Genomic DNA, 16,023 nt, shown 5'->3' with positions numbered 1-16,023 from the left:
CGTGGCTCGTGTCATTGAAGAATCAGGCATCGGCCGCGTGGTGGCGGTCGTGCTTGGCGAAGATGGTGGCGCCGGCGTCCGCCGAGCCCACCGTGTTGCGCAGGGTGGCGAACAGTTCGCGGCCCATGCCGACGTGATGCGTGGAGAGATCCGCATGCGCCTGTTCGCGCGCAGCCCATTCGGCGGCGTCGACCTTGGCCTCCAGCGTGCCGGCGATGACGTCGAGGCGGATGACGTCGCCGTCGCGCAGCTTGCCCAGCGGGCCGGCATCGATGGCTTCGGGCGTGACGTGGATGGCCGCGGGCACCTTGCCGGAAGCGCCGGACATGCGTCCGTCGGTGACCAGGGCCACGCGGTGACCGCGTGCCTGCAGCAGGCCCAGGGTGGGCGTGAGCTTGTGCAGTTCGGGCATGCCGATGGCCTTGGGGCCCTGGAAGCGCACCACGGCCACGAAGTCGCGATCGAGCTCGCCGCGGTCGAAGGCCTTCTTCACGTCGTCCTGGTCGTGGAACACCACCGCGGGCGCCTCGATCACCAGGCGGTCGCCCGGCACCGAGGACACCTTGATGACGGCGCGGCCGAGGTTGCCTTGCAGCACGCGCAGGCCGCCGTCGGCGCGGAACGGTTCGGTGGCCGGGCGCAACACGTCGAGGTTGCCGCTCTCGCGCACTTCGTTCCACGCCAGCTTTCCGGCGGCGTCCAGCGCGGGCATCTTGCGGTAGGCATCGAGGCCGCGGCCCCACACCGTGTGCGCGTCGCCGTGCAGCAGGCCGGCATCGATCAGCGAGCCGATCAGGAACGGCATGCCGCCGGCCTGGTGGAAGTGGTTCACGTCGGCGGAACCGTTGGGATACACGCGCGCCATCAGCGGCACCACGCCGGACAGCGCGTCGAAGTCCTCCAGCGTCAGCGCGATGCCGGCCGCGTGCGCCATCGCCACCAGATGCAGCAGGTGGTTGGTGGAGCCGCCGGTGGCGTGCAGGCCGATCACGCCGTTGACGATGGTGCGCTCGTCGATCATGTGGCCGAGCGGGGTGTGGTGCTCGCCCGGCTCGCTCATCGCCGCGAGCCGATGCACGGCGGCTTCGGTGAGCGCTTCGCGCAGCGGCGTGTTCGGGTTGACGAAGCTGGAGCCCGGCAGGTGCAGGCCCATGATCTCCATCAGCATCTGGTTGGAGTTGGCGGTGCCGTAGAACGTGCAGGTGCCCGGCGCATGGTAGGACGCGGCCTCGGCTTCCAGCAGTTCGTCGCGCGAAGCTTTGCCCTCGGCGTAGCGCTGGCGTACCGCGCTCTTGGCGTCGTTGGAGATGCCGCTGGGCATCGGGCCGGCCGGCACGAAGACCGTGGGCAGGTGGCCGAAGCTCAGCGCGCCGATCAGCAGGCCCGGCACGATCTTGTCGCAGATGCCCAGCATCAGCGCGCCGTCGAACATGTCGTGCGACAACGCGATCGCGGTGGCCATGGCGATCACTTCGCGCGAGAACAGGCTCAGCTCCATGCCGGCCTGGCCCTGCGTGACGCCGTCGCACATCGCAGGGACGCCGCCGGCCACCTGCGCGGTGACGCCGGCCTCGCGCGCCACGCGGCGGATCAGCTCGGGATAGCGCTCGTACGGCTGGTGTGCCGACAGCATGTCGTTGTACGCGGTGACGATGCCGATGTTGGACGCATGGCCGCTGCGCAGCGCTGCCTTGTCGTGTTCGCCGCAGGCGGCGAAACCGTGCGCGAGGTTGCCGCAGGACAGTCGCGCGCGATGCGGTCCGTCGCGACGTGCGGCATCGATGCGGGCGAGGTAGTCGGCGCGGCTCTTGCGGCTGCGTGCGGCGATGCGTGCGGTGACTTCGGCGACGATGGGGTGCAGGGACATGACACTTTTCCGGAAATCAGGGGACGGAGCGAATAGCGGGCCATGGTTGGCTCGCCCGCGAAGCAGGCGCCGTGGCGCCTGCTTCGGCGGAGCCTCCCCCGGACGGCGTCCGGGGGAGGCGAGTCCCAAAAGTGCAGGAAGCACTTTTGGGACAATCAGACACGGCGCTTTTGATCTTCCACCGTGCCCGCCAAGCAGTTTTGATCAAGGACTCCAATAAACCGCCAACGGCACGCTGTCCTGCATCACGACAGAGCGCACCGGATAATTCTTCGCGGCATCCGTCCCCTGCTGCACGGCCGCCAGCAGATCGCGCTTGCCGGTGCCGCACACCAGCAGATACAGCGCACGGGTATCGAGCAGCGCGGGCAGGCTGAGCGTGATGCGCGGCTCGCCGGCGCCCGCTGCGTGCATGGTCCACACCTTCGCCGTGCCGTGGGGATCGGTGGCCTCGGCGAGGTGGTCGCCGCCGGGGAAGAACGAGGCGGTGTGGCCGTCGTCGCCCATGCCCAGCACCACCGCGTCGAACGGCGAAGGCAGCGCGACGATGCGCGCCTCGGCCTCGGCCAGTCCTGTTTCCGGCGTGGCGGCACCGGTGTAGAGCGGCACGAAGTCCGCGGCGCCAGCGGCGTTCTGCAGCAGGGTGGACTTCACCAGCCTTGCGTTGGAGCGGTCGTCCGTATCCGGCACCCAGCGCTCGTCCACCAGCGTGACGGTGACGGCGGCCCAGTCCAGCGCCTGCTTCGACAGCTGCGCGAAGAACGCCTTGGGCGTGGTGCCGCCGGAAACTGCGATCACGGCGCGGCCGCGCGCCGCGATGGCTTCGCGAAGCTGCGCGGCGATGTTCTGGGCCAGCGCCTCGGCCTGTGCGCCGGCATCGGGAAAGTTGTGCGTGGTGACGTTGGCCATGTGCTTACTCGCTGTCTTCCAGCCAGGTGCGGCCATCGCGCTCGATCAGCGCCACCGCGGCGCTCGGACCCCAGGTGCCGGCGGCGTACGGGCGCGGCGCCTCGCCGCTTTCGGCCCAGGCGGCGAGGATGGGGTCGGCCCAGCGCCAGGCGGCCTCCACTTCGTCGCGGCGCATGAACAGGGTGGGGTTGCCGCGCACCACGTCGAGCAGCAGGCGCTCGTAGGCGTCCGGCTGCGCCACGCCGAAGGCTTCGGCAAAGCTCATGTCCAGCGGCATGTGGCGCAGGCGCAGGCCGCCGGGGCCCGGGTCCTTGATGGTGAGCCACAGCTTCACGCCCTCGTCCGGCTGCAGGCGCAGCACCAGGCGGTTCTGCGCCAGCGGGCCGGCGCTGGTGCCGAAGATGGAATGCGGCACCGGCTTGAACGCCACCACGATCTCCGACACGCGCTCGGGCAGCCGCTTGCCGGTGCGCAGGTAGAACGGCACGCCGGCCCAGCGCCAGTTGGCGATCTCGGCCTTCAGCGCCACGAAGGTTTCGGTGTCCGACTTCGCGCCTTCCAGTTCGTCCTGGTAGCCCGGCACGGACTGGCCCTCGGCCACGCCGGCGCGGTACTGGCCGCGCACGGTGAGCTGGGCGGCGTTGCTGCCGTCGATGTGCTTGAGCGAGCGCAGCACCTTGAGCTTCTCGTCGCGCACCGCGTCGGGCGACAGCGAAGCCGGCGGCTCCATCGCCACCATGCACAGCAGCTGCAGCAGATGGTTCTGCACCATGTCGCGCAGCGCGCCGGCGCGGTCGTAGTAGCCGGCGCGGCGGCCCAGGCCCAGCGTCTCGGCCACGGTGATCTGCACGTGGTCGATGTGGCTGGCGTTCCACAGCGGCTCGAACAGCGCGTTGCCGAAGCGCAGCGCCAGCAGGTTCTGCACCGTTTCCTTGCCGAGGTAATGGTCGATGCGATAGGTCTGCGACTCGGCGAATACCTTGCCCACCGCGTCGTTGATGCGGTTGGCGCTGGCGAGGTCGCGACCGATGGGTTTTTCCAGCACCACGCGCGAATGCTCGCCGTTCAAGCCGCACTGGCCGAGCCGGCGGCAGATGTCCTCGAACAGTTCGGGCGAGGTGGAGAGGTAGAACACGCGGATGTGCTTCGACTGCTCGCCGATCAGCGCGGCGAACGCGTCCCAGCCTTCGTCCTTGCGTGCATCCAGCGGACGGTAGAAGACCTGTTGCAGGAAGGTGTCGAGCTTCGTTTCGTCCCTGCTGCCGCCGGCCATCGAGGCGCGCAGCTGGGCGCGGTAGCCGGCGTCGTCCAGCGGCTCGCGGGCTACGCCGACGATGCGGCTGCCGGCCGGGATCTGGCCGTCGATGAAACGATGGAACAGCGCGGGCAGCAGTTTGCGCAGGGCGAGGTCGCCGGTGCCGCCGAAGATCACCAGGTCGAACGGGTCGACCGTCTGGAAAGTTGCCGTCACGCGATCACCTCAATGCGGGGGGAAGACGGGCAGGCCGGAGGGGGATTCGGCCTGTCTTGGGACGATAGTACCAGTGGGATACCAGGGCAAGCACTGCCTTGCATACGAATTCATAAGCGCCCTGAAAACCGCTGCGTAACGCCGTTTTCATCGAATCGTACGAAATGGACGTCCAGACCGCTTGCAGCCAATGGTTTGCTATTGGTATCTTCATGGATATGGAAACCTCCCTGGCCCGCGAATACCGCCGCATCTGCCGCGACCCGTCCAGCCACCAGCCGCTGGCCTACCTGCGCCTGCGCAGCGCGATCCGCAACGTGGTGGAGCAGCGCGCCATCGAACCGGGCCAGGCGCTGCCCAGCGAACGCGACCTGTCGCAGGCGCTCAAGCTGTCGCGCGTCACCGTGCGCAAGGCCATCGCCGGCCTGGTCGAGGAAGGCCTGCTCACCCAGCGCCACGGCGCCGGCACCTTCATCGCCGAGCGCATCGTCAAGCCGATGTCGCGGCTGTCCAGCTTCACCGAGGATCTGCGCGACCGCGGCCTGCACCCGCGCTCGGAATTCTTCGAGCGCAGCGTGGGCGAGGTGACGCCGGAAGAGGCGATGGCGATGAACCTCTCGCCCGGCACGCTGGTGGCGCGCCTGCACCGCGTGCGCTACGGCCAGGACGAGCCGCTGGCGATCGAGCGCAGCGTGGTCCCGGCCAGCGTGCTGCCCGACCCGACCGTGGTGCGCGATTCGCTCTACGAAGTGCTGGAGTCGCTGGGCTGCCGTCCCAAGCGCGCGCTGCAGCGCCTGCGCGCGGTGTCGCTGGGCGTGCAGCACGCGCGCCAGCTGCACGTGGCCACGGGCAGCGCGGGGCTCAACATCGAACGGCGCAGCTTCCTCGACGACGGTCGCGTGGTCGAGTTCACCTGCTCCTGGTACCGCGGCGACATCTACGACTTCGTCGCCGAACTGCACGCGGACTGATCCGCCTCGCCGCGCCGCGGCCTCCCCCAACGCGAGAAAACCATGCAAGCCAGCGACACCCTGATGTTCCGCGAAGCGCACGAATCCGCCGACGTGGTGGCGCGCCAGTTCGCCGCCAACGAGCGCGTGGTGGGCGAGCTTGCCGATGCGCTGCGCGCACAGCCGCCGCGTTTCATCGTCACCTGCGCGCGCGGCAGTTCCGACCATGCCGCGGCCTACGCCAAGTACGTGTTCGAGACGCAGCTCGGCATCGTCACCGCTTCGGCGTCGCCCTCGGTGACCTCGGTGTACGCGGCGCCGCAGCAGTGGGAAGGTGCGCTGTTCATCGGCATCTCGCAGTCGGGCAAGAGCCCCGACCTGGTGCGCAATGCGCAGGCCGCCAAGGCCGCCGGCGCGCGCGTGGTGGCGATGGTCAACGTGGAGGATTCGCCGCTGGCGCAGGTGGCCGACACGGTGATCCCGCTGCACGCCGGCCCAGAGCGCAGCGTGGCGGCCACCAAGAGCTACGTGGCCGCGCTGGCCGCGATCCTGCACCTGTGCGCGCGCTGGCATGGCGACGCCAAGCTGATCGCCGCACTTGAAGCGTTGCCCGGTGCCTTGCGCAAGGGCTGGGACGCGGACTGGTCGGCGATGACCGACGGCCTCGTCGATGCGCACAACCTGTTCGTGGTCGGCCGCGGCTTCGGCTTCGCCGCCGCGCTGGAAGCGGCACTGAAGTTCAAGGAGACCTGCGGCCTGCACGCGGAGGCGTTCAGCGCCGCCGAGGTGAAGCACGGCCCGATGGCGCTGGTCGGCCCGCACTTCCCGGTACTGTGCTTCGCGCAGGACGACGGCACGCTGGAGAGCACGCTGGCGGTGGCGAACGAGTTCCGCAGCCGTGGCGCGCAGGTACTGGTGGCCGCGCCGGGCCTCACCGGCGAGGGCTTCCTGCCGCTGGCCTCGGGGCTGCCTGCGCTGTGCACGCCGCTGCTGACCATCCAGAGCTTCTATCGCGCCGCCAGTGCGCTGGCGCTGCGCCGCGGCTTCAACCCGGACGTGCCGCCGCATCTCAACAAGGTTACGGAAACGGTGTGACGACCATGACCCTCGCCCTCACGAATGCCCGTGTCCTCACCGTCCACGGCTGGCGCGACGATCTCGCCGTGCTGGTCGACGGCGAGCGCATCGCCGCGCTGCTGCCGCGCGACCATGCCGCCGTGCGCGCCGCGCAGGCGCAGGATCTCGGCGGCGCGTTGCTGGTGCCGGGCTTCATCGATACGCAGGTGAACGGCGGCGGCGGCGCGCTGTTCAACGCCGAGCCCACGGCAGACACCATCCGCACCATCGGCGCTGCGCACCGCAAGTTCGGCACCACCGGCTTCCTGCCCACGCTCATCAGCGACAGCGTAGACACCATGCGTGCCGCGCTGGCCGCGGTGGACAAGGCTTTTGACGAAGGCGTGCCGGGCCTGCTCGGCGTGCATCTGGAAGGCCCCTACCTCGCGCCCGAGCGCAAGGGCGTGCACGATCCCAAGTGGTTCCACGTGCCGGGCGAGGAAGAGCTCGCCATGCTCTGCGCGCCGCACCGCGGCGTGCGGCTGGTGACGCTGGCGCCCGAGCGCGTGCCGCACGACGTGATCGCACGGCTGGCCGCCGCCGGCGTGATCGTCAACGCCGGCCACACCGCCGCCGACCACGCCACCGTCCGCGCCGCGCTGGACGCCGGCGTGCGCGGCTTCACCCATCTGTTCAACGCGATGACGCCGTTCGGCAGCCGCGAGCCCGGCGTGGTGGGCGCGGCGCTGGACGACCCCGACAACTGGTGCGGCCTGATCGTCGACGGCCACCACGTGCATCCGACCAGCCTGCGCGCGGCCATCGCGGCGCGGCCGCGCGGCAAGATGCTGCTGGTCACCGATGCGATGCCGCCGGTGGGCGCGGACGATCCCAGCTATGTGCTCAACGGCGAAACCATCGTCATGAAGGACGGCATCTGCCAGACCGCGAATGGCGTGCTGGCCGGCTCCGCCCTGGACATGGCCGGCGCCGTGCGCAACAGCGTGGAGATGCTCGGCCTGCCGCTGGACGAGGCGGTGCGCATGGCCAGCACCTATCCCGCCGATTTCCTCGGCCTGGGCGCCAGCCACGGCCGCATCGCGGTGGGCTATCGCGCCGACCTCGTCGCGATGGACGACAGCTGCAACGTCCGCCGCAGCTGGATCGCCGGCCAATCCTCCTAAGCCCGTCGGCACAGGGTACGGCCGGCGTCCGGCCGTCCAAAGCCCGCGACCTGCTAGACTGCGCGCCGTTCAGGTGTCCCGACGGCATGCGCCGGAGGGATGAAACGGGAAGCCGGTGCGCGGTATCAACCGCAAGGCCGGCGCTGCCCCCGCAACGGTAAGCGAGCAAACGCGCGGCCAACGCCACTGTGTCCGAGGACATGGGAAGGCGCCGCGCAAGACGACGACAGGCGCGTCGCTCGCAAGCCCGGAGACCGGCCCGGACATGACTGCTGGCTCGCGGTGGGCGAGGCCGAACAGACGCGTCCGGCCTTTGCCGCACCTGCCTGCTTTCGTCCCGACTTCCGCGCCCGGCCCATTGAACGCAACGCCGTGCGCGGGCGCGCGGCCGAGGACCGAGACGTGAAAAAGACCCTGCTGGCCGCAGCGCTGCTGTGCTGCTTCACCACTGCCTACGCTGCCGACCAGGACGACGCCAGCGCGTTGAACCCGGTGGTCGTCACCGCCACGCGCACCGCTGTCACCGCCGACGACACGCTGTCGTCGGTCACCGTGATCACCCGCGACGACATCCAGCGCTTGCAGCCGGCCTCGCTCATCGACCTGCTCACCGGCCTGCCGGGCATCAACTTCACGCAGAGCGGCGGCCTCGGCCAGACCAGCTCGCTGTTCGTGCGCGGCACCAATTCCGACCACACGCTGGTGCTGATCGACGGCGTGCGCATCGGCTCGATCACCGCCGGCTTCGCCTCGCTGGAACAGATTCCGGTGGAGCAGATCGAGCGCATCGAGATCGTGCGCGGCCCGCGCTCCAGCCTGTACGGCGCTGACGCGATCGGCGGCGTGATCCAGATCTTCACGCGCCACGGCCAGGCCAACGGCGGCATCGCGCCGTCGCTGAGCGTGACGACGGGCAGCCACGGCCTGCTCGGCAGCGAGGTGGGGCTGTCCGGCGGCGACGCGCACGCCTGGTACAACCTCAGCCTCGGCGGCGAATACACCAGCGGTTTCCCCGGCTGCAAGATGGGCGCGGCCGAAGCGATGGCCGGCTGCTACGTGGACGATCCGCGCGACGACGCCTACCGCAACTGGAACGGCGCGGCCAACGCCGGCTACCGCTGGGACAACGGTACCGAGCTGGCCTTCACCTGGCTGCGCAGCAAGAACGACGTCGAGTACGCCGGCAGCCCGTACGGCGGCAACGACGCCGTCAACGAGCAGCGCGTGGCCGGTGCGCGCCTGAGCTTCTCGCCGCTGGAGGCGTGGAAGGTCACCCTGAACGCGGGTCAGAGCAAGGACCTCGCCACCACCTACTACCAGGGCACGTACTACGGCGCGTACTACCCGCTGGCGCAGACGGGCTACTTCAACTCGCAGCGCAACCAGTTCTCGTGGCAGAACGACATCGCGCTCACCTCGAACCAACTGCTGACGGCGGGCGTGGACTACGAACAGGATCGCCTGGACAGCAGCACCGGCTACCTCGCCGACAGCCGCGACGACACCGGCGCCTACCTGCAGTACCTGGGCACGTTCGGCCAGAACGAGGTGCAGCTGTCCGTGCGCCATGACCACAACGAGCAGTACGGCAACCACAACACCGGCGCGGCGTCCTGGGGCTACCACTTCGACCACGGTCTGCGCGTGTACGCCAGCTACGGCACGGCCTTCCACGCACCGACCTTCAACGACCTGTACTACCCGCCGTACTACGGCGTGCCGTCGGCCAATCCGGACCTGAAGCCGGAGAAGTCGCGCAGCGCCGAAGTGGGCGTGGCTCAGCAGGTGGGTGTGTGGAACTGGGGCGTGAGCGCCTACCAGACCCACATCGACGACCTGATCCTGCTCGACCCCAGCCAGAACTACGTGCCGTTCAACGTGAGCAAGGCGCGCATCCGCGGCCTGGAAGGCCACGCCGGTGCGAACCTCGACGGCTGGCAGGTGCAGGGTTACCTCACCCTGCAGCAGCCGAAGGATGTCGGCAACGTCGCCGCGGACGCCAACAGCGGCAACCTGCTGCCGCGCCGCCCTGAGCGCATGGCGCGCGTCGACATCGACCGTCGTTTCGGCGCGTTCGGCGTCGGCACCACCTGGTACGCCGCAGGCTACAGCTACGACGATGCCGCCAACACGCATCGCCTCGGCGGCTACAGCACGCTGGCGCTGCGCGCGAGCTGGCATTTCACGCAGGACTGGCAGGTCGAAGCCAAGCTGGCCAACGCCTTCGACCGCGACTACGAGACCGTGTACTACTACAACCAGCCCGGTCGCACCTGGTACCTGACCTTGCGGTACAGCCCGTCGGCGCAGTGATCACGCCCGATACCTCCCCATGGTCGGCCATGGGGAGGTATCGATGCGCCGGGGTTCAGGCCCGCAACTCCGCCGAGCGCAGGCAGACGGCATAGGCGACGTTGCGCGTGCCGATGCCGGTGCCGGTGCTGTCGATGGCATAGGCCGGCGATACGGTGGCCTGGACGCCGCAATTGCGCTGGATGTGCTGGCGCAATGCAGAGCGATCCATGGGAGTGCTGGCGCAGCCGGCCAGCGCCGCGGCAACGATGGCCGCGACGGGGATTCGGGTCTTCATGGCAGTCTCCTGGCGGCCTGTCCGGATGGCGGCCGCGGCGATCAGGTCACGTGCATCGCCATGATGGCGATGCCATCGGCCAGGGCGGTTTGCAGCGGGTCGCGCTGCAAACCGCTTCGTTCATGGCGCAGGAAAACTGCGCCCGTCGGCGCCTTACGGCGCGTCGCCGTGGAAGCGTTCCGCAGTGGCGCCCTGCACGGTGCCGATCTGCGCGCTGTCGCTGACCTTGAGCACCACATCGCGGCGGAAGTCGAGCGTGCCCGTCACCACGGCGTGCGGGCCGATCACGATCACCGGCTTGCGATCGTTGCCCCAGTGGAACCAGCCGTTGTTCGACTTGTCGACCAGGATGCCGCCCTCGACGTGCGAGTTGGCGCCCACGGTGATGTCGCCCGATACGGTCTCGAGGCCGCCGGCCACGTGTGCGGCGTGGAGGGTGATGCCGCCGTTGACGTTGGAGAGATGGCCGCCCACCTGGGCGTCTTGCGCCAGGCTGATGTCGCCGTTGACCGCCTGGACCCGGCCGTCGACCTTGCCGCCGGTGGCGACCTCGATCGAGCCGTTCACGGTGTGCAGCTCGCCGGCCTCGGCCTGGGTGCCCAGCGACACCGAGCCGTTCACGGTGCTGGCCAGCTGGACCATGGCGTGGTCGCCCACGTCCACGTCCCCGTTGACGCTCTTGGCGGTGCCGGCGTGCTGGCCGGCTTCGACGCGGACGTCGCCGTTGACCTTGCTGATGTCGTTGTCCGAGGCGGTGGCCGCCAGCGGTGCGAGCAGTACCGAGAACAGGATGAGGGGAGGCAGGACGCGGCGCATGGCGGGACTCCGTTCGTGGGAATGACAGCCATAGGATGCAGCTGGCCGGCAAATGGTTGGCGTGACCTTCGGCATGGTGGCACCATGCCGACCTTTCCCGCCGAGAATCCGATGCCATGCACAAGCTCGTCCTGATCCGCCACGGCCAGTCGCAGTGGAACCTCGACAACCGTTTCAGCGGCTGGGCCGACGTGGATCTCACCGAGCAGGGCGAGCAGGAGGCCCGCGAGGCGGGCGAACTGCTCAAGCGCGAGGGCTACGCGTTCGACGTGGCGCACACCTCGGTACTGAAGCGCGCGGTGCGCACCCTGTGGGGCGTGCTCGATGCGATGGAGCAGATGTGGCTGCCGGTGTACACCGACTGGCGCCTCAACGAACGCCACTACGGCGCGCTCACCGGCCTCAACAAGGCCGAGACCGCGGCGAAATACGGCGACGACCAGGTGAAGATCTGGCGGCGCAGCTACGACATTCCGCCGCCGCCGCTGGAGCGCGGCGCCAACGAGGCGGTGCACGACCCGCGCTATGCCGCGCTGACGCCTGCAGAAATCCCCGACACCGAATGCCTGAAGGACACCGTGGCCCGCGTGCTGCCGTACTGGCACGGGGTGCTGGCGCCGTCGATCAAGGCCGGCCAGCGCGTGGTGGTGGCCGCGCACGGCAATTCGCTGCGCGCGCTGGTGAAGTACCTGGACGGCATTTCCGACGCCGACATCGTGGAGATGAACATCCCCAACGGCGTGCCGCTGGTCTACGAATTCGACGAACACATGAAGCCGCTGCGTCGCTACTACCTGGGCGATGCCGAGGCGATCGCGGCCAAGATGGCCGCGGTGGCGAACCAGGGCAAGGCGAAGTAGCCGTTCTGCCGCCGGAAGCGCCGCTGCGCTTCTGGCGAAGATGCCGCTGCCGGATCGCCGATCGGGGCAGAACCTGTCCCATGCGGTCCTGGGGCGAGGTTGGCCGCCATAACGCATCGCCGTGACGACTTTCGGATTTTTCTTATGGGCTGGGTCCGTCGCCAACCCGATAATCCGCCTCGGATGCCGCGCCGCTTGCCGGTGGACGCCGTCAGCTGAGCAGGGGCTGCTGGTGGAACGACAGCCGATTCACGGATGGCACGCCATGTGCTTGATTGGTCACGGATATACCGGGTTTTGTACCTTAAGGTATGGACGTGGCCAGGCGATCCTGACCCCCTTTGCAGCCAATGCCCGCATATCGCGGAGCAGTGCACGCTGCGGAGAGGGGCGGGCTGTCCGCAGCATCGAAATACGAACCTATGAACCTGCATCTACGCAAACCGACGTCAATCGGCATGGACCATGCCGGACCGACGAACGCAATCGACGGCGAGAGCCGCCAGGAGCGTCGTCGCTATCTGTCGGTGCGCGCGAAATTCACCATCACACTCGTCGTTGCGCTGGCCTGGATGCTGTTCTCGCTGCTGATGGCGCAGCGCTGGATCGACGAGTTGTCGAGGCTGACGTGGCCGTGGCTGGCCTGGCCCACCGTGGTCGGCATCGCCGTGCTGCCGGGTTTCATGAACGCCTTCCTGGTAACCGGTCTGCTGCTGGACCGGCGCCCGGTGCGCGCAGCGATCGACAACTTCCCCGGCATCACCATCCTGGTCGCCGCTTACAACGAACAGGACTCGATTCTTTCCACGCTGGAAAGCCTGGACAAGCAGGATTATCCGGGCGCGATGCAGGTGTTGGTGATCAACGACGGTTCGACCGACGGCACCATGGAACGGCTGCGCACCGTCAGTTACCCGTGGCTGCAGGTGCTTGACCTCGAACGCAACCGCGGCAAGGCCGGCGCGCTGAACGAAGGCCTCAAGCTGGCGCGCCACGCGTACACCATCACGCTCGATGGCGATTCCTACCTGTACCGGAACGCGCTGCGCAACCTGGTCGGCCGCTTTCTCAGCGATCCGCCGAACACCGCTGCCGTGGCCGGTTGCGTGCTGCTGCGCAATTCGCGCCTGAACATGGTCACCAAGATGCAGGAGTGGGACTACTTCCACGGCATCGCCGCGATCAAGCGGCTGCAGAGCCTGTTCCAGGGCACCCTGGTGGCGCAGGGCGCCTTCTCGCTCTACCGCACCGACGTGCTGGGCGAAGTGGGCGGCTGGCCCGAGTGCGTGGGCGAGGACATCGTGCTCACCTGGTCGATACTCGACCGCGGCGACCGCGTCGGCTACTGCGAGGACGCCATCACCTTCACCAATGCGCCGACCACGTTCCGGCAGTTCATCCGCCAGCGCCAGCGCTGGTCGCGCGGGCTGATCGAGGCCTTCAAGCTGCATTGGCGCCTGCTGTTCCGCGCCCGCATGATCACCCTGTTCATCTGGTGGAACCTGCTGTTCCCGTACATGGACGCGGTCTACACGCTGGGCTTCATTCCCGGCGTGTTCCTGGCGCTGTTCGGTTACTACTGGCTGGCGGGTCCGATGACCCTGCTGGTGCTGCCGATGGCCTTCGTCGTCAATTACCTGATGTATTCCATCCAGTCACGCATGTTCCGGTCGCAGGGGCTCAAGGTGCGGCGCAATCCCGTCGGCTTCGTGGTCTACGCGTTGTTCTACGGCATGGTGCTGCAGCCGGGCTGCGTGCTGGGTTACGTGTCGGAACTGCTCAATCTGCGCAAGCACTGGGGTACCAAGTGAAGAGATGGCCGCCCTCGCTGCTGCTGCTGCTGGCCACGGTCGCGCATGCGCAGACCGATTCGATGGCTGCGGCCATCCGCCAGGGACGAGCCGCGCTGGTCGCCAATCAGCCGGAACGGGCGCGCAGCCTGTTCGCGGCGGCATTGGCGCATCCGGACGGCAATCGTGCGGATACTGCGGCGGCTGCGTTGGGCCTGGGTCAGGCCGACATGTGGCTAGGCCACTATGAAGAGGCCGCCAAGGCCTTCCGCACGGCGCGCGCGCAGGCCGTCGACGACAGCGCCCGCCAGGCCGCGGATACCGGCCTGGCCCAGGTGCTGAACGCGCAGGATTACCCGGCGCAGGCCTATGCCCTGGTGGCACCGTTCGCGTCGGGCCAGCCGCGCGCCACGCTGGAACTGATGCGCGCCGCGCAGTCGCTGGGCTGGCAGGACAAGGCGCCGCCCTACCTGCAAGCCCCGGCGCCGCCGGCCGGTGGCTACCTCGGCACCCAGTACCCACTGCTGGCGGATGACATGCAGCTGGCGCTGGCGCCGCAAGTGCAGGGCAGCTTCGGCTACAGCCATGACAGCGACAAGCTGAGCACCTACCAGGTGGGCGCGCAGGTGCTGTCCGCTCCCATCGTGCGGGATGGACTCGTGCAGCGCTGGGGTGTCTCGGCCGGATCCAGCTGGATCGACGATCCCCAATCCAGCCGTCGCATGGACGATCTCGCGCTGCTCGGCCAGTTGCGTATCGCCGACAGCAACTATCTCAACCTCGATCTCGGCCTGGCGCGCAGCGGCAGTTGGCAGACCCTGCAAGGCGACGCCAACTGGACCTGGCGGGCGAGCGACAGCTTCGGCCTTACCGCCGACGCCTCGCGCGCCCCCATCCTCACCGACACCGCGCTTGCGCAGCGGATAGCCATCGATACCTACAGCCTGGGCGCGAGCCTGCGTCCGGGCACGCAGTGGTACGTGTTGCCCACCTACTACCATCAGGATTTCACCGACGGCAATCAGCGCGATGGCGGCAGCCTGCGGGTGGTGTTCAGCCCGTGGGACATTCCCGACACCTCCGGCGCGCTGGGTGCGGAGCTGAACAGCCGCGTCTACCGCAGCACGCAGCCCAGCACCGGCACCTATTTCAACCCGGCCCACTACAGCGCCACCCAGCTGGGCCTGATCGGCGTCTACAGCCTCGATCCGCGCTGGAAGCTGCGGGCGACGGTCGAGGGCGGCCGGCAGACCATCGACGGCAACGGCGCCGGCATCTACACGGTGGACGTGTCGCTGGAGGGGCGCCTGCCGCACAACGGCCGCCTCCAGCTGCACCTGACGCGCAGCTCGGCCGCGTCCGACAACAACGGCGGCAGCGGCTACTGGGACGACAGCCTGATGCTCTCGATCGACTATCCGCTGTAATCGCGTCAGGCGATAGCCGGCGACAGGGCAAGGTCCGCCTGGAACATGCAAACCGCCTGACGCCTGTCATGTGCGATGCCTGCGCCATGCCAATCGCACAGCGCACGAGGCTCGGTTAGGCTGCGCACATCCTTACCGATGGTCGAGCCGAGACATGCCAGCCCACTTGATGAACTACGTGATCATCGTGCCGCTGATCGCGCTGATGATCTGGCGCCGCATCAGCCGCAACTTCGGGCGCCAGCCGATCCGGCGCAAGCGGATGATCGCCCGCATCGCGATCTTCGCGGTGATCGGCGCCCTGCTGATGCTGACGGGCCTGCACGACATCCGCCTGGCCGAAGGCCTGCTCGGTGGCGCGGTGATCGGCGCCGCGCTGGGTTTCGTCGGCCTGCGCCTGACGCGCTTCGAGACCGATCCGGTGAAGGGCGACTGCTACGTGCCGAACCCGTGGATCGGCGCCGTGCTCACCGCGTTGCTGCTGGGGCGGCTGGTATGGCGCTTCATGGCGCTGGCCCCGCAGATGCAGCAGGCCCAGGCGCTGGCCGCCAGCGCGCCGCCCGGCACGGACGTATCGATGGGTTACCAGGCCAGTCCGCTGACCTTGCTGATGGTCGGGCTGCTGGTGGGTTACTACATCGTCTATTTCGCCGGCCTGCTGGTGCATCACAAGCGCTACCAGCAGTCGCGCGCGGCGACGGCCGGGTAAGGCCTAAGGCTTGATGCTGAAGTCGATTTCCAGCGGATACGGCGCGGGCGCTGCCGGCGGCGTGGGCAGCGTCCAGCTGGCGTAGTAGCCGGCCATGCAGTGGGCGACCGGGATGTCCGGCTGCACCGCGATGTTCTGCGGCTTGCCGTGTGCATCCACGTCCAGCACCAGCGTGAACGGAAGCTTGTCGTCCGGCTTGTTGCCGGCGACGCAGCCCTTGTAGGCGCTGGCGGTGAGCGCTTCGATCTTGCCCCACAGCGCCTTCTGGTAATCCGGGCCGGTGGCGGCTGCCTCGGCCATCTTCGCGGCGTGTACGCGTGCCTGGAAATCGTCGTTGGCGCTGGCTGGCGCGGCGCCGAGCAGTGCGGCGAAGGCGAGGATGATGGACATGTGG

14 protein-coding genes and 1 riboswitch are annotated in these 16,023 nt (G+C 68.6%); of the genes, 8 read left to right on the top strand and 6 right to left on the bottom strand.

Annotated elements, in window-relative coordinates; all coding sequences use genetic code 11:
* Positions 1 to 22: 22 nt before the first annotated feature.
* The 3 genes from edd to zwf form a co-directional block, all read right to left on the bottom strand.
* The gene (edd, locus tag IHE46_RS06580; RefSeq protein WP_304626096.1) at positions 23 to 1,861 is read right to left on the bottom strand and encodes a phosphogluconate dehydratase; all 1,839 of its coding nucleotides are present in this window, start codon (positions 1,859 to 1,861) and stop codon (positions 23 to 25) included.
* 210 nt (positions 1,862 to 2,071) lie between these two features.
* The gene (gene pgl, locus IHE46_RS06575) at positions 2,072 to 2,776 is read right to left on the bottom strand and encodes a 6-phosphogluconolactonase (protein WP_192163839.1); all 705 of its coding nucleotides are present in this window, start codon (positions 2,774 to 2,776) and stop codon (positions 2,072 to 2,074) included.
* A 4-nt stretch (positions 2,777 to 2,780) separates the two neighbouring features.
* Positions 2,781 to 4,247, bottom strand: coding sequence for a glucose-6-phosphate dehydrogenase (gene zwf / locus IHE46_RS06570; protein ID WP_192163838.1), 1,467 nt, complete (start codon positions 4,245 to 4,247; stop codon positions 2,781 to 2,783).
* A gap of 218 nt (positions 4,248 to 4,465) precedes the next feature.
* Between zwf and IHE46_RS06565 the strand changes: the two genes are divergently transcribed.
* The 4 genes from IHE46_RS06565 (at position 4,466) to btuB (ending at position 9,750) form a co-directional block, all read left to right on the top strand.
* Positions 4,466 to 5,218, top strand: coding sequence for a GntR family transcriptional regulator (locus IHE46_RS06565; protein ID WP_192164084.1), 753 nt, complete (start codon positions 4,466 to 4,468; stop codon positions 5,216 to 5,218).
* A gap of 42 nt (positions 5,219 to 5,260) precedes the next feature.
* Entirely contained in the window at positions 5,261 to 6,292 is a 1,032-nt protein-coding gene (locus IHE46_RS06560) for an SIS domain-containing protein (protein WP_192163837.1), read from the top strand.
* Positions 6,293 to 6,297: 5 nt separating this feature from the next.
* On the top strand, positions 6,298 to 7,437 hold the full coding sequence (nagA, locus tag IHE46_RS06555) for an N-acetylglucosamine-6-phosphate deacetylase (protein ID WP_192163836.1): 1,140 nt from the start codon (positions 6,298 to 6,300) through the stop codon (positions 7,435 to 7,437).
* Between the two features lie 54 nt (positions 7,438 to 7,491).
* Positions 7,492 to 7,715, top strand: a riboswitch (cobalamin riboswitch).
* Positions 7,716 to 7,839: 124 nt separating this feature from the next.
* A complete protein-coding gene (gene btuB / locus IHE46_RS06550; RefSeq protein WP_192163835.1) occupies positions 7,840 to 9,750 on the top strand; it encodes a TonB-dependent vitamin B12 receptor in 1,911 nt (636 codons plus the stop codon).
* A 55-nt stretch (positions 9,751 to 9,805) separates the two neighbouring features.
* Here the strand turns inward: btuB and IHE46_RS06545 are convergent, their stop codons facing one another.
* Together IHE46_RS06545 and IHE46_RS06540 are read right to left on the bottom strand one after the other, a co-directional pair.
* Positions 9,806 to 10,027, bottom strand: a complete 222-nt coding sequence (locus IHE46_RS06545; protein ID WP_192163834.1) for a hypothetical protein — start codon at positions 10,025 to 10,027, stop codon at positions 9,806 to 9,808.
* Positions 10,028 to 10,180: 153 nt separating this feature from the next.
* Complete coding sequence (locus tag IHE46_RS06540) at positions 10,181 to 10,843, bottom strand: hypothetical protein (protein ID WP_192163833.1); 663 nt, start codon at positions 10,841 to 10,843, stop codon at positions 10,181 to 10,183.
* A gap of 116 nt (positions 10,844 to 10,959) precedes the next feature.
* Here IHE46_RS06540 and gpmA point away from each other — a divergent pair, with 116 nt between their 5' ends.
* From gpmA to IHE46_RS06520, 4 genes are all read left to right on the top strand, one after another.
* Positions 10,960 to 11,703, top strand: coding sequence for a 2,3-diphosphoglycerate-dependent phosphoglycerate mutase (gpmA, locus tag IHE46_RS06535; protein ID WP_192163832.1), 744 nt, complete (start codon positions 10,960 to 10,962; stop codon positions 11,701 to 11,703).
* Positions 11,704 to 12,125: 422 nt separating this feature from the next.
* Positions 12,126 to 13,514: a glycosyltransferase gene (locus IHE46_RS06530; protein WP_225562861.1), complete on the top strand. Its 1,389-nt coding sequence runs from the start codon at positions 12,126 to 12,128 to the stop codon at positions 13,512 to 13,514.
* Complete coding sequence (locus tag IHE46_RS06525) at positions 13,511 to 14,920, top strand: hypothetical protein (protein WP_192163831.1); 1,410 nt, start codon at positions 13,511 to 13,513, stop codon at positions 14,918 to 14,920. Before IHE46_RS06530 ends, IHE46_RS06525 begins: the two co-directional genes overlap by 4 nt.
* A 154-nt stretch (positions 14,921 to 15,074) precedes the next feature.
* Positions 15,075 to 15,629, top strand: a complete 555-nt coding sequence (locus IHE46_RS06520; RefSeq protein WP_192163830.1) for a DUF1453 domain-containing protein — start codon at positions 15,075 to 15,077, stop codon at positions 15,627 to 15,629.
* Positions 15,630 to 15,632: 3 nt separating this feature from the next.
* Here the strand turns inward: IHE46_RS06520 and IHE46_RS06515 are convergent, their stop codons facing one another.
* The gene (locus IHE46_RS06515; protein ID WP_192163829.1) at positions 15,633 to 16,019 is read right to left on the bottom strand and encodes a peptidase C13; all 387 of its coding nucleotides are present in this window, start codon (positions 16,017 to 16,019) and stop codon (positions 15,633 to 15,635) included.
* Positions 16,020 to 16,023: the final 4 nt, after the last annotated feature.

Source organism: Rhodanobacter sp. DHG33 (genome assembly GCF_014843005.1).
Lineage (GTDB): Bacteria > Pseudomonadota > Gammaproteobacteria > Xanthomonadales > Rhodanobacteraceae > Rhodanobacter_A.
This window is presented reverse-complemented; position numbering and strand designations above follow the sequence as displayed.

Coding starts and splice junctions, on each gene's coding strand:
- pgl (WP_192163839.1), bottom strand. CDS start 2,776: ATGGCCAACGTCACCACGCACAACTTTCCCGATGCCGGCGCACAGGCC.
- IHE46_RS06565 (WP_192164084.1), top strand. CDS start 4,466: ATGGAAACCTCCCTGGCCCGCGAATACCGCCGCATCTGCCGCGACCCG.
- IHE46_RS06560 (WP_192163837.1), top strand. CDS start 5,261: ATGCAAGCCAGCGACACCCTGATGTTCCGCGAAGCGCACGAATCCGCC.
- nagA (WP_192163836.1), top strand. CDS start 6,298: ATGACCCTCGCCCTCACGAATGCCCGTGTCCTCACCGTCCACGGCTGG.
- IHE46_RS06545 (WP_192163834.1), bottom strand. CDS start 10,027: ATGAAGACCCGAATCCCCGTCGCGGCCATCGTTGCCGCGGCGCTGGCC.
- IHE46_RS06540 (WP_192163833.1), bottom strand. CDS start 10,843: ATGCGCCGCGTCCTGCCTCCCCTCATCCTGTTCTCGGTACTGCTCGCA.
- gpmA (WP_192163832.1), top strand. CDS start 10,960: ATGCACAAGCTCGTCCTGATCCGCCACGGCCAGTCGCAGTGGAACCTC.
- IHE46_RS06530 (WP_225562861.1), top strand. CDS start 12,126: ATGAACCTGCATCTACGCAAACCGACGTCAATCGGCATGGACCATGCC.
- IHE46_RS06520 (WP_192163830.1), top strand. CDS start 15,075: ATGCCAGCCCACTTGATGAACTACGTGATCATCGTGCCGCTGATCGCG.
- IHE46_RS06515 (WP_192163829.1), bottom strand. CDS start 16,019: ATGTCCATCATCCTCGCCTTCGCCGCACTGCTCGGCGCCGCGCCAGCC.